A 14,198-nucleotide genomic window follows, 5' to 3' on the forward strand; every position below is an offset into this window, starting at 1 on the left:
ATGAAGTAGGCAAAATATCCTTATTATAGAACTCACTAGACTGCGCACTACAGCCCATTAAAGTTAGGGATTTGTTATAATGTGATTATTTTCAAGCTATAAATATTGCTGTAGAAAAGCTAAATAAAGAGTGCTGACAGATCAGTCTACAGTCAATATCAAATAGCTATTTATTCATCTTGAATAGATAGCATAAAACGAGGAATGTCGTATGACAGATTCTAATAATCAGCAAATACCAAGTGAACAACCGACTACTGTCCGCCCCGTTGCCCAAGCAACCAATCCATACGCCAGCACGCGTGGTAGTATAACCAGTAAGCAGCTGCCAACCTTTGATGAAGCTATTATTAATAAATATAATCGCTCCGGGCCGCGCTATACCTCCTACCCAACCGCTTTAGAATTCTCAGAGATTCCTGATGGTTTAGAAACTCAGATACTGCAGAATCGTGAAGTTAATGCGCCAATATCGTTATATTTCCATATTCCGTTTTGTCGCCATCTTTGCTACTACTGTGCTTGTAATAAAATTATCACTAAAAAGAATAGCGACTCTGGCGACTATTTAGAGTATTTATTTAGTGAGATTAAACACAAACGTAGCCTATTATCTACGCCAGAAGGTAGAAAAAACCCACTGGTTAAGCAGCTACATTTAGGCGGCGGTACACCCACCTTCCTAAGTGATGAAGAAATGGTTCAACTGTGGGAATTTTTGGGTACACAGTTTGATTTTTTACCTGAAAATGAAGGCGATTATTCTATTGAAATTGACCCACGTGAGTTGGGTGATAATACTCTGAAAACTTTGCGAGGTCTTGGTTTTAACCGAGTCAGCCTCGGCGTCCAGGATTTAGATGAAACCGTACAAATCGCCGTTAACCGAGTACATTCGGCTGAGCTGATTGAAAATGTATTAAATGAAGCACGGGGATTAGGCTTTCACTCAATCAACCTTGATTTGATTTATGGGCTGCCACACCAAACATTAGCTACTTTTGAGAAAACCGTAGCGCGTATTATTGAGATGTCACCAGATCGCTTATCAGTATTTAACTATGCCCATCTGCCGGAGCGTTTTAAGGCCCAGCGCCAGATTAAAGAAAAGGATCTGCCAAGTCCTAGTGAAAAACTTAAGATGCTGGGCAATACCATCGATACCTTAACCCAAGCGGGCTATCAGTATATCGGTATCGATCACTTTGCCAAGCCCGATGATGAGCTGGCAATAGCCCAGCGCGAAGGTCATCTACATCGTAACTTTCAGGGCTATACCATCATGGGCGACTGTGATTTATTGGCATTTGGGGTTTCGGCTATCAGTCAGATTGCTAACAGCAACACGCGCTATATCCTACAAAACCATACCGATTTACAAGTCTATCAAGACCGTATTAATGCGGCGCGTAGCAATCCTAGCGTTATGCCTGCGGTCAAATATATTAAGACCTCTATTAAAGATCGCTTGCGTGAATATGTGATCATGAACTTACTCTGTCATGACTATATCGACTTTAAAGACGTCAATCAGAAGTTTGGCATCGATGCGATTACCTACTTTATTGAAGAGATTGAACAGCTGGGCGAAATGCAAAAAGACAAGCTCATTGATATGGATGCGGCGGGTATTCGAGTATTACCCAAAGGTCGATTGCTGGGTCGTAACGTCGCCATGGTATTCGATGAATATCTGGATAAAAAGCATAAAAATCGCTTCTCTAAAGTGATCTAGAATAGCCTAGAACTCGAAAAAAAAGACCTCACGTGAGGTCTTTTTTAGGTTCAAAATAAAAACAGCACTATTCAGAAGGTATGACGATATACAGCCTAGTAGCATCCTCGATCGTTTTTTCTCTATCCAAGTATTTTTGTTCAACGCTGCTTTTGCTATGATCTGTAGTCAAATCCTGAGTGTCCGAATCTGTCATAGCAAAATCATCATCATTTAATAATCCAAGCGAACCATCTTGACGCAGCCACAGACCTTCAAGCTTGTCGTGTGGATAGTCCAGCGCCCCAATCACATCAACTACCAGCGTCTTGTTAACTGATTTAATACCCCTCTCATCTAAAGTTAACCAATTACTCTCATCTGCTGCAATAAACTGCTCTAGCGTTTGATTATTGATAATTAGACCTAAAGCTTTATCTTGCCTGACTACATCTTGTTTAGCATCGCTCTTAGCAGTGATAGTAGTAATATCAGTAGCCTCTGTAAAGTCAATTTTATAAATATGCTTTTGTGCAAACTTGTCTTGTAGGGGAAACTTACGATCATGCTCAATAATATAGAACTCATAGCTGTTTAATGCGGCAATGCCCGACGTCACATGCTGTGGATCATTTAACCGATAGAGATACTGCGCCACTTGTCCACTAACTAGATTAATCGTTATTAGGCGCACCAAGCTTGAGCGCCGAACTGAGTTATTAGGATTATCCAAAGACGACTCCATAACCCCAACTAGGGTGGTTTGATCTGGCGTAATCGTCAGGCTCTCCATGCCTTTATTAGGGTGGCGCTTAGCAAAATCAGGTGGTAACAATACGGTCTGGTTATCAACAACTATATTATTGCGCTCATCATTAGCGAACGGATTGATACGCTCAATCTCCACCCCATCAGCATTATAGTGTACCAGATGTGGGCCGTATTCATCGCTGATCCAAAAGCTACCATCGTCTAAAGCCGCCAGCCCTTCGGGATCTAAACCATTAATATCAGTCTTAATGGGATTAATTATCTCATCAAAAGGTAGCTCAGGATTGACAGTCATCGGCTGTCCATCAAGATCATAAGGTATCTCGTCAGTACCCCCAAACGCCTTTGGATTGGGTAAACCGCTAATAGGATTACCTTGAGAGTCTTTAAGTAAAATCTCTTTAATTTTGACGATTTTACTATCCGCTTGGAGCTCAAATAACCCTATACACGGCGTATAATCGGGGATTAAGAACTGCTTACCACTGCCGGCACTACCTTCATAATCAGCATTGGGCCCACGATCAGTTAACGCATAAAATCGACTGGGATGAGTAGGATGAGCGGCGGCATCGGAACCGAAACCACCTTTACGAATTTCCAAATTTTCGTTAGGGTAAGCTGCATTGATAAATTGATTATTTAATATCTCATAAGGTAATGGGCTGCCTTGTCGAAAGCCGCTTATAGGGATTATTTTTGTAAAGCTATCTTGTTTAGCCATTTTTTATTCCTTCGTTTTAAATTTTTTGTAGAAGAATATTTTTATTTTTGATAAAGCTCTGTTGCACAATAAAAAACAGCCAGTAGCAAAATACTAGCTGGCTATTTTTGTGCTTTGACATAGAAACACTAATAAAAAACAAGCTATTAAACTTTTAGCTTATCACCGACCATACCTTTCACTGTACTTAAGATATCAGCAGGCAGCACCACCATTTTTGAATTATCAGACTCGGCAAGCTGACGAATCGACTTGATATACTGCTCACCCAGCAAGTAGACAATCGGCATTTCTTCATCACCCATCGCCGCAGTAATCAGGCGGATAGACTCTTCTGAACCTTTTGCCAATACTACTTGTGCTTCAGCATCACGGCGTGAGGCTTCTAGGCGACCATCTGCTTCCAAAATAGCAGCTTGCTTTTGACCGTCGGCACGGGTAACGGTTGCACGGCGTAGACGCTCTGCCGCCGCCTGCTCTTCCATAGAGGCTTGCATGGTTTGTGAGGGATTAATATCTTGAATCTCCACTGTCTTTAACGTGATACCCCAATCGGCGATATCTTCTGAGATTGCGTGCTTAAGCAAGGCTTTAATTTCATCACGGCTCGATAAAGCATTATCTAAATCCATCTCACCAATGATTGAACGCAAAGAGGTTTGTACCAAATTACGAATGCCATACTCATAATCTTCAATACCATAAACCGCTTTATCAGGACGGACAATATTAATATAAGCAACCGCATTAGCAATGATAACCACGTTATCACGAGTAATCACTTCCTGTGACGGGATATCAAGGACGATGTCTTTGGTGGTAACTTTATAGGCAATCCTATCAACAAAAGGAATAATGATACTGAACCCAGGCTCTAGGGTTTGTTGGTACTTACCTAAGCGCTGCACCACCCATTTATAGCCCTGAGGCACAATACATACGCCTTTATAGACAGTAAAGATGACTAGAGCAGCCAATACCAGCATCACAATACTGATACCATTCATGCTACTTAAAATACTATTCATAAAGCTCTCCTTGAACCATTGCTATCAAGGGCGCAGCAATGTCTTATTTGTTTAATCTCTACTAATCCAATGTATGTTTGCCTATGACTGGCTCTTACTAATGGTTAGGCTAAATAAAAACTCCAGCAATCATTTATCGGTAAACTTCTTTTTAAGGCGAGCTCTATCAAGATCTTCTTTATTGAGGCTCAACTTACTCTGCTTAACCTTACTACGATTCACTTCACTGGATTTAAACTGGTTAATATTGGGACGATTAGCAAAAGTGGGCGCAGCAATACGTTTGGTCGGAGCTACTACTAGCTCGTTACCAGTAATATCAGTTACCACCACTCGATCACCCACTTCAACAGTCTCATCTATAGTGCGACAAAACCATTCATCAGCGCCCACTATAGGGACATTAAAGCGGATACGTCCAGGAATGCCATCTTGGGGTTTGACTACAATCATACCCGTTTCCCCGATGATTACGCTACCACCTAGCCCAGCTTTAGTCCGATCTATGGATAAAGGTTTGATATATTTGGCCCAAGCGAACATAAATATTACTGATAGAGTTAACCAAATAATCACTTGTAAGAATAAGGGGACCGGTAATAACCAAGCTAGGGCAGCGACAATAATAGCGGCCGCACCAAACCAAAGACTGGCAAAGGTAGGAATGAATATCTCAGCAATCATCAATAAAAAACCCAACACTAGCCAATGCCAAGGTTCAATCATCCAAATAGTCTCAATCATTGCTATCTCCTCCTCTGCATTCCTACCTTTTAATGTAGCACAGTTTGGTTATATACATTACCTTAAAAATCAATAATTTACTGTTATCTATCGCTTAATAGAATTAACCACAAAAAAGTTATTAATAGAATAACAGACAAAAAAAATGACCGCCTAAGCGATCATTTTTTGTTTATAAGTTAACAGTTATCAGCTGTATTTAGAACTTAAGGTGGGCACCAACAGTCCATAGGTCTGCATCGCTACCAACGATATCGTATTCAGCTTCAATACCAAAGTCAGGATTCACTGAATAACCTAGACCAATACCACCAGCCAATCTTGTACTGCTGTCAGAAACTGATACATAAGGATAGTTAGTGTAAGGAAGATAAGCGTCACCTTCGATCTTAGTACGTGCTACACCTAACTTACCTTTAGCATATACCGCTGTGTTTGGAAAAGCATAGCGATAAGTACCGTACAGACCATAAGTCTTAGCGTCTACGTCACCTCTATCATAATAATCGGCGTCATCTGAACCTACATACTCTGCTTCTAAACCAAAGTTAGGATCAAAGTTATAACCACCATAAACACCATATGCCGTTGGGTTGTCAGCACCAGAAGTATCTAAGTTAAACTGACCGACTTTCACACCAACGTATGGTTGACCTGCATAGCCACTGCCATAAGTAACCGCTGCTTGTGCACCTACAGTCAATAACGAACCAGCTGCTAATGCAAGTAATGTTTTCTGTAAAATCTTCATCGTCATCTCCTTAAATTAAATTTCTTTTGACAGATAAGTTATCTATTTATTCAAGTTATTTAAACCTTATCGCCTTATCTGCTAACGATGTATACATAGTAACAAAGTATTTCGAATACTGTGTCAGTGTTTGATAGTATGAGAGTTAAGATTTGCAAGCGTTTGTCATCATCTGGGTTACAAAGGCCGAGATATGAAATATTATGTTACATTGATAGCATTCTTTTAATATTTATGAGCATACGCCTACCGAACTCATATAAAAGCGCACCTCAGGGGTGCGCTTTTATCATACTTTCAAATCAAAAATGAATTATTTTTTATCGTCATCTACTTCGGTAAACTCAGCATCTACCACATCATCGTCAGCTTGACTTGCATCAGCGGATTCAGTGCTTTGCTGGAATTGACCTGGATCCATACCTTCTGCCCCAGCACCTGCATCACCGTAGATCTTTTGGCTGATCGGTAAGAAAGCGTTATCTAAAGCTTCAAGCTTAGCTTTGATATCGTCATGATCGTCTTCTTTAGTAGCGGTTTCAAGCTCAGAGATAGCCGTTTCTACCGATGATTTCTCATCTTCAGTTACTTTGTCTTCTGCTTCTTTTAGCGCTTTTTGTACCGCATGGATACGACCATCGGCTTCGTTACGAACTTGGGCTAGGTTAGCGAATTTCTCATCTTCAGCAGCGTTCGCTTCAGCATCCTGTACCATTTGCTCGACTTCTTCATCCGACAAGCCAGAGTCTGCTTTAATCTGGATACTTTGTGCTTTACCCGTACCTTTATCGGTTGCTGAGATGTTCATGATACCATCAGCGTTGATGTCAAAGGTAACTTCGATTTGCGGTAGACCGCGTGGCGCTGGTGGAATATCTGTCAAGTCAAAACGACCAAGCTGTTTGTTTTGGTTAGCAATTTTACGCTCACCTTGATAAACCTGAATGGTTACCGCTGGCTGGTTGTCTTCAGCCGTTGAGAATACTTGTGATTTCTTGGTAGGAATCATCGTGTTTTTCTCAATGATTGGCGTCATGACACCGCCCATAGTTTCGATACCTAGCGTTAGTGGAGTCACGTCAAGCAATAGGACGTCAGTTTTGTCACCAGACAACACCGCCCCTTGAATTGCTGCACCTGCTGCAACCGCTTCGTCAGGGTTCACGTCTTTACGTGGCTCTTGACCAAAGAACTCTTGCACTTGTTTTTGTACTAGTGGCATACGAGTCTGACCACCCACCAAGATTACGTCATCGATGTCGCTTGCTTTCAAGCCTGCATCTTCAAGGGCAATCTTACAAGGATCCATCGTACGCTTAACCAAATCTTCAGTTAGGCTTTCAAGCTTTGAGCGGCTAATGGTAATCACCAAATGCTTAGGACCATTACTATCAGCAGTAATATATGGCAAGTTCACTTCAGTACTTTGCGCGCTTGATAGCTCAATTTTCGCTTTTTCTGCCGCTTCTTTTAGACGCTGCATCGCTAGTGAGTCACCTTTTAAATTGACATCCTGCTCTTTTTTGAATTCATTAACTAGATAATCAATCAAAGCTGAGTCAAAGTCTTCACCACCTAAGAAGGTATCACCGTTGGTTGCTAATACTTCGAACTGCTGCTCACCGTCAACGTCAGCGATTTCGATGATTGAAACGTCAAAAGTACCACCACCTAAGTCATATACGGCAACGGTGCTATCGCCTTGCTTTTTATCCATACCATAAGCAAGTGCAGCAGCTGTTGGTTCGTTAATAATACGCTTAACGTCTAAACCAGCAATTTTACCCGCATCTTTGGTAGCTTGACGCTGTGAGTCATTAAAGTAAGCAGGTACAGTAATAACCGCTTCGGTAACTTTCTCACCTAAATAGTCTTCTGCTGTCTTTTTCATTTTTGTTAAAATTTCAGCAGAAACTTGTGGTGGGGCTAATTTTTTACCATTAATCTCGACCCAAGCATCACCGTTATCAGCCTTAACAATTTTATAAGGCACCATACCGATGTCTTTTTGCACAACTTTATCATCGAAACGACGACCGATTAGACGCTTAATTGCGAATAGAGTGTTATTCGGGTTAGTAACTGCTTGACGTTTGGCCGACTGACCTACGAGCGTTTCGTCGTCTTTATAGGCAACGATTGAAGGGGTTGTACGTGTACCTTCAGCGTTTTCAATGATTTTGACGCTATCGCCTTCCATCACCGCTACGCAAGAGTTGGTCGTACCTAAGTCAATACCAATAACTTTAGCCATACTAAATTACTCCTAATTTTTTGATCATTTGATGTTCATATTTGGTGCTAGCTGTCCTATCAACCGTACTTATTCAGCATTATCACTTTATTAATACTGCTTTTAGCGATAAATATTCTTTTAACGGTTGCTGTATTACAGCTGGTATATCAGACCATAATTGGTCACTTGTTGCTATATATCGGTTTGTCTTGTTATTTTTCAAGGTAACAAACACTCAAAAAACTGCTTTTATGTGATTTTTTGTGAGTATCCTTATTTATAGTAAGGATTGAGCCCTGATAAGACTTATTGACCAACGCGCACCATAGCAGGACGCAATAAACGGCCATTTAGGCTATAACCTTTCTGTAAGACGGTTCCAACTTTCTCAGCTTCAGCGGTTTCATCAATCCCAACAGCTTCATGGAAATCAGCGTTAAAAGTCTCACCTTGTGGGTCAATGACTTCTACGCCATTTTTGTTCAATACGTCTAATAGCGCTTTATGCGTTAGCTTGACCCCTTCAGCAACTGGGTCATCTTCATTAGCATTCTCAATAGCGCGCTCAAGGTTATCAACCACTTCTAATAACTCTTTGGCAAACTTCTGCAAGGCGAATCTTTTACTTTTCTCTGTTTCTTGTTCCATGCGTTTTTGTGCATTATAAGCTTCGGCATTAGCACGTGCGGTACCTTCTTTGGCTTGCTTGACCTCACCTTCAAGCTCAGCAATACGAGCTTCATAAACACTAATATCAATATCATTTTCAATAGTGGTTTCAGCGCCAGAGTTATTTGCAGGATCAAACTCTTCCATAGTTTCTGCTAAAACGCTTTCTTCACGATCAATATTGCTATGGGCCGCTTGTTGGCTTTTCTTATCGAACCCCTGGTTTTGATTTTGTTCACTCATGATAACTCCTTATAAGTATCTAATAATGGTACTGATTAATAATGGATTGTTTTTAATAATAAATAAAACTGCGGACAGTCTATAGATATAAGTGTTGGTTGAGCACGTCATCACTCTTTAAATACCTAGTTTAATAATAGTGTCCTGATAGCTGCTTGATAAAGGTTAATAGTATATATTTCAAGCCTATCACCATGAATTTTTCGCTTTAGCCAAGTTTATGAGTATAGATAGCTAAAATTAGGCCGGATAACTAACCCTATTCTCTTATGATAAGGTCTGCTGATGGGAATGCTGTCAGCAAATGTTAACTGTATTTAGGTTAGTCAACCTTAATTCTATTGCAAGAGGTGATGACTATAAATACTATAATATGAAGTATGCCGAGTTTATTGGCATACTTTAAATTAACGCCAATAATACAAGGAGTGTTATGTCTATTTTTCCTATACCTTCAATAAATGCAGTATTAACTAAAGCAACTGGTGTGATCAGACGCCATTCACTATCTGAAGCAGCTAACGCCCAAGGCTATGAAGTAAAAAACAGCTATCATCAGCACAAACTTCATTATTTTTTAAAAGGTGTGGGCCAACTACCAGCGCCATTAATTGCACATCTTAACCGCTATTTAGCAGCACCAACGGCTGAGCAATATCCTCATGCCGATGCTCACATGCGCTTAATTATTGCCGTCAATAATAAATTGAAGCGTCCTTTAAAATTAGATAGTTTACTTAAATTCCGTCAACAATTTGCTACTAACGCCATCTCCATACAAGCCTTAAGCGTATGGGAGCAGCCCGATGCAGATATGGTAAGTGTGAATTGGCAGGATAAAACCATTGCTAATGCTGGTCATGAGGACATGACCATACGCTGCTATCGACAGCTGCCACAAAATAATGAAGAAAATATTGAACATAAAGCTAAGGATGAGACCGTCATGCTATTCTTTCACGGCGGCGGGTTCTGTATAGGCGACCTTGATACTCATCATGAGTTTTGTCATACGCTATGCGCGCAAACCGGTTGGTCAGTAGTCAGTGTTGATTATCGTCTAGCACCTGAACACCCAGCGCCAGCGGCTCTTAAGGACTGCATAGCCGCTTATACTTGGCTGACTGAAAACTGCCATACGCTAGGTGCCAAGCCTTCACGTATCGTACTATCTGGTGATAGCGCCGGCGGCTGTCTGGCTATAATGGTCGCTCAGCAGGTTATTAATCCTGATATCAAGGTGTGGGAGAACCTGGCGAAAAATAAAATGGCCGATGAGGCTTTTATAAAGTTATTACAAGACTTGCCTAAACCTTTGGCGCAGTTGCCCCTTTATCCTGTTACTGATATCGAGGCTAACTATCCAAGTTGGGAGCTTTATGGTCAAGGGTTACTACTCGATCATGACGATATTGAGGTTTTTGATGCCGCTTATATGCAGCAAAGCCCTTTACCCCAGTCGCATCCATTAGTCGCTCCTATGCATGGAGATAGTAAGCAGCTCTGCCCCAGCTATATTATTGCTGCTGAATTAGATATCTTGCGTGATGAGGCGCTTGTGTTTGCCAAGCAGTTGCAGGGATATGATATCGAAGTGCGAACTCATACGGTACTAGGCGCTCCGCACGGATTTATTCACTTAATGAGTGTGCATAAAGGTATTGGCAAGGAAACTAATTATATTATTAATGAGTTTAAGGATTTTGTTCAACAATTAATTGCCCCTCAGAGTAATTAACCAAATCTCTGAGCGTGATCCTAAGCGAAATGGAATACCCCAAAAGCCATATCCAGAAGAGACCACAAAGTGACCGTTGCCAATCGCTTCATAACCATAACCTAGCCTATTGATAGCATTGACGATGAAGTTGGCGGGGAATATCTGTCCATTGTGCGTGTGACCTGAGACCTGCAAATCAATAGGCATCTGACTGTGCTCAACAATATCGCTAGGTCGATGATCCAATAAGATAATCGGATCAGTGGTATCTACTTGCGCTAGTAGCTTGGATGTCGCCACTCGCTGGCGTTTATGATTATCAAAACGCCCCATTAACCAAAAAGCCTGCCCTTGATGGTCAAGCTGTAGCACTTCATCATTAAGCAACTGCACGCCAGCGCTACGTAAAGCATCCGTAATAGGCTGCTCATGACCATACAAGTCATGATTGCCCAAAGTGGCATAAACCCCGTACGGTAAACTGGCGCATAACTCAGCCAGCTGTTCATGCATGTTGGTGGCTGAAAAAGCTTGGGTATTATCATCCATGATATCGCCTGGCATCAGCAATATATCTGCCTTTAATTGGCTTATCTTATTATGTAGCCTCTTAATAGCAGCATTACCAAACAACTGCCCTAAGTGTAAATCGCTAGCCAGCGCAATACGAAGCTCATCCGTTAAGGGTTTATTAATCCTAATGCTAACTTTGCGCACTACCGGGGCGTAAGCATTATATAGAGCATAAATAAATAGCCCTATAAAGACAGTCAAAGCAAAAATACGCCCATACATTGATAATACTGCTACTGGCACTGCCGCACTACTTAGCAGCATTACCACTAGCGCATAAGCACCATGTAATAATAAGGTTAATAAAGCGCTTAGCATCATAAAATGCATAACTAGCATCCAACCACTTATCCAGCGATAGCTATTGGCAAAGCGTTTGCTAATGGTCAGTAATAACAGGCCGTTAGTAATAATAAACACCGCTATAAATACTGCGGTTAACCCTTGTTCTGCTAACCATGGTCGTAACCACCACTGCAAGCTCAGCGCCGCGCCAAAGCTAAACGACTCTAGCAGCACAATGATGGTAATAATAAAGGCGTAGCGCATGAGTCATCCCAAAATGGTTTAGGTCTGGCATAAAAAATAATAAAAGCCTCTATTTTAAATAGAGACTTTTACGGCAACTTTTAATTAGCGCTGAGCTTAGTTTGAGTTCTTAACTGTCCGGCGAGCTTTATTATAAAGCTGTTGATTGCCAATGCCTTGATATCAAAGCCCTGACTCTAAAGTTATTGCCCAAACCTCAGAGCGAGTGCCGAGTCTAAAAGGTACTGCGCCAAAGCCATAACCTGAAGTGACTAAGAACTGTGAGCCATCTATGCGCTTATGTCCGTGCACCAACGGTTTAAACCACTTTAACAGATAGGTTAAAGGAAAGATTTGTCCCCCATGAGTATGCCCCGCTAGATGTAGATCAAAGGGCAACTCACTAATAAATTCAATCTCCGAAGGGCTGTGCTCCAAGACTATGACTGGTTTTTTGCTATCAACCTGCGCCAATAAATCAGCCGCTAAAGGTCGACCTATATCGGTCTCATCGGAACGTCCGACCAACCAAACCGCCTCATCCAATAATACAGTTTTATTATCAATAACCTCTATACCTGCGCGCTGAACCGCTTTAGCAATCGCGACCTCATTGCCCGAATAGTCGTGATTGCCGAGTACCGCATAGACTCCCAGTGGCGCTTGTAGCTTTGACAACTGCTCATGCATATTGCTTTTATCATAATAATAGGTAGTGTCGTTCATCACATCACCCGCTATTAATACGACGTCAGGGTTTTGCTTATCAACCAAATTCACCAGTTTATCCAGTTGGCGGCTACCAAACCATTGACCTATATGAGTATCAGAGAGCAAAATCATCTTTATAGGCTGATCTAATGGCTTATCTACTGTCACCGTTAGACGTTTTACTACAGGCGAATAAGCATTGAATAGCGCTAGGCTTACTATCCCTATAAAGACCATTAAACTCAGCAAACGAATGAGCTTCGGTTTATACGGCTGTCTTAATACTTTGTTATAAATAAAGGCAATAGCGCCGGTTATCAGTAACGCATAAACCATAAACCCTTGCAAAATACTGATAACCAAATAGATATGGAAGCGCTCACGCCAGTAGTCACTGAGTCCATAAAACAAGGCGATATTATTGATAATAAAAACGCTGGCGATAAGCGCTATTTTACTAAAGGCGCTTTTTGGGCGTATCAGCCACCAAAGCATAGCACTGCTAACCATAGCCAGCAGTTGAGTCAAAACAATAAATAGCCACATATCAATATCTAACCGCATAAAGGTGGGGCTATGTTACGTCAAAATAGTTACGCTCGGGCTACAGACTCATTGTTTTCATTTAAACTTCATCACTTTTACATAAAATATAACCATAAACTTTGTCCAAACTTAGGTTTCACGTGAAACCTTGATCCGGTTATATTAGTTACGTTAGTGCTGCTGCTCTAACGCCTGCTTAAACGTCGGCTGCTTAAACTCGTAGCCAGCTTCTTGTAGTGCTTGCGGCAATACCTTTTGTCCATCAATCAGTAAGGTCGACATCTCGCCAAACATCAGCTTTAGTAAAAAATTAGGCAAGGTAAAAAAGGTCGGACGATGAAGCCACGAGCCTAGCGCCTTAGTAAAAGTATGGTTGGTCACAGGATTAGGAGCGGTTAAATTATAAACCACTGCTGGCGTATCAGTTGCGGTCTGCAAAATGTTATCCACCGTTACTAAATTATGGTCTGATTGAGGATTATTCTGAGCAGCCAAATGCTTCTCAATAATAAAAATAGTCGCTCCTACCCAATCGGCACGGCTAACCCAGCTCATAATTTGCTGACCGTCACCTAATTGCCCACCAACGCCCAGTTTGAAGGGTAATAACAGTTTACCGATCATACCACCGTCAGGATGAATCACTATCCCCGTGCGCACGATAGCGACTGGTACACCGTAGTCTGTGGCTTTAAGGGCTAATTGTTCCCAGTCATCGCACAGCTTATGTGAAAAATCAGTTTCATAGCTGCTACTTTCGTTCAGCGGTTTATCGCCTTGCGTACCATACCAACCAACAGCTGAGCCACTCACCATTAGCTTTGGTTTATACTTATTACGGGCGATAAACTCTAATAAGGATTCCGTTGGTTTGACTCGGCTGGCGAGCAAAGTTTGTTTACGCTCGTCGCTCCAGCGCGAATCAGCGATACCAGCCCCGGCAAGATTCACTATCACCTCAAAACTGGCATTAGACGTTGCAAGTTCGTCATAAGTCATCATACTGACCTCAACAGGATGCTGCTGGCTGCTATCACGCGTTAACCACGTAATATAAAGCTCTTGACCTTTATTCTTATAACGCTTTATTAGCTCATCTGTTAATGCACTACCTAAAAATCCTGAACCGCCACTGATTAAAATATTCATGTTGTTATCCTTGTTTTATGAAACTGTCTTTATAATCTTAAAAGACGGTAATCCTTTATAAATATCGTGGTCTTTTTTATGCTGTTTGTCA

General features: G+C 41.4%; 10 protein-coding genes and 1 pseudogene. 2 read left to right on the top strand and 9 right to left on the bottom strand.

The features are described 5' to 3' along the window. The first annotated feature begins 211 nt into the window (after positions 1–211). Positions 212–1,735 (top strand): oxygen-independent coproporphyrinogen III oxidase, encoded by a 1,524-nt coding sequence (hemN, locus tag JMX18_RS09765; RefSeq protein ID WP_201587313.1) that lies wholly within the window; start codon positions 212–214, stop codon positions 1,733–1,735. A gap of 67 nt (positions 1,736–1,802) precedes the next feature. Here the strand turns inward: hemN and JMX18_RS09770 are convergent, their stop codons facing one another. The 6 genes and pseudogenes from JMX18_RS09770 to grpE all read right to left on the bottom strand — a co-directional run bounded on the left by JMX18_RS09770 (position 1,803) and on the right by grpE (position 8,880). Further along, positions 1,803–3,209, bottom strand: coding sequence for an esterase-like activity of phytase family protein (locus JMX18_RS09770; RefSeq protein WP_201587315.1), 1,407 nt, complete (start codon positions 3,207–3,209; stop codon positions 1,803–1,805). Positions 3,210–3,355: 146 nt separating this feature from the next. Beyond that, positions 3,356–4,216, bottom strand: coding sequence for an SPFH domain-containing protein (locus JMX18_RS09775; protein WP_201588310.1), 861 nt, complete (start codon positions 4,214–4,216; stop codon positions 3,356–3,358). 309 nt (positions 4,217–4,525) lie between these two features. Beyond that, a pseudogene (locus JMX18_RS09780) lies at positions 4,526–4,981 on the bottom strand (NfeD family protein); the annotation flags it as partial. Between the two features lie 199 nt (positions 4,982–5,180). Then, positions 5,181–5,732: a porin family protein gene (locus tag JMX18_RS09785; RefSeq protein ID WP_201587319.1), complete on the bottom strand. Its 552-nt coding sequence runs from the start codon at positions 5,730–5,732 to the stop codon at positions 5,181–5,183. A gap of 313 nt (positions 5,733–6,045) precedes the next feature. Next, entirely contained in the window at positions 6,046–7,986 is a 1,941-nt protein-coding gene (gene dnaK, locus JMX18_RS09790) for a molecular chaperone DnaK (protein WP_201587322.1), read from the bottom strand. 288 nt (positions 7,987–8,274) lie between these two features. Continuing rightward, a complete protein-coding gene (grpE, locus tag JMX18_RS09795; protein WP_201587323.1) occupies positions 8,275–8,880 on the bottom strand; it encodes a nucleotide exchange factor GrpE in 606 nt (201 codons plus the stop codon). Positions 8,881–9,313: 433 nt separating this feature from the next. Between grpE and JMX18_RS09800 the strand changes: the two genes are divergently transcribed. Beyond that, positions 9,314–10,618, top strand: coding sequence for an alpha/beta hydrolase (locus JMX18_RS09800; protein WP_201587324.1), 1,305 nt, complete (start codon positions 9,314–9,316; stop codon positions 10,616–10,618). On the opposite strand, the gene JMX18_RS09805 is transcribed toward JMX18_RS09800, so the two are convergent. From JMX18_RS09805 to JMX18_RS09815, 3 genes are all read right to left on the bottom strand, one after another. Further along, positions 10,595–11,722 (bottom strand): metallophosphoesterase, encoded by a 1,128-nt coding sequence (locus JMX18_RS09805; RefSeq protein WP_201587326.1) that lies wholly within the window; start codon positions 11,720–11,722, stop codon positions 10,595–10,597. The genes JMX18_RS09800 and JMX18_RS09805 overlap by 24 nt on opposite strands. Positions 11,723–11,884: 162 nt before the next feature. Beyond that, positions 11,885–12,976: a metallophosphoesterase gene (locus JMX18_RS09810; protein ID WP_227674625.1), complete on the bottom strand. Its 1,092-nt coding sequence runs from the start codon at positions 12,974–12,976 to the stop codon at positions 11,885–11,887. Between the two features lie 153 nt (positions 12,977–13,129). Beyond that, complete coding sequence (locus JMX18_RS09815; protein ID WP_201587328.1) at positions 13,130–14,107, bottom strand: TIGR01777 family oxidoreductase; 978 nt, start codon at positions 14,105–14,107, stop codon at positions 13,130–13,132. Positions 14,108–14,198: the final 91 nt, after the last annotated feature.

Source organism: Psychrobacter jeotgali, assembly GCF_904846315.1.
GTDB lineage: Bacteria > Pseudomonadota > Gammaproteobacteria > Pseudomonadales > Moraxellaceae > Psychrobacter > Psychrobacter jeotgali.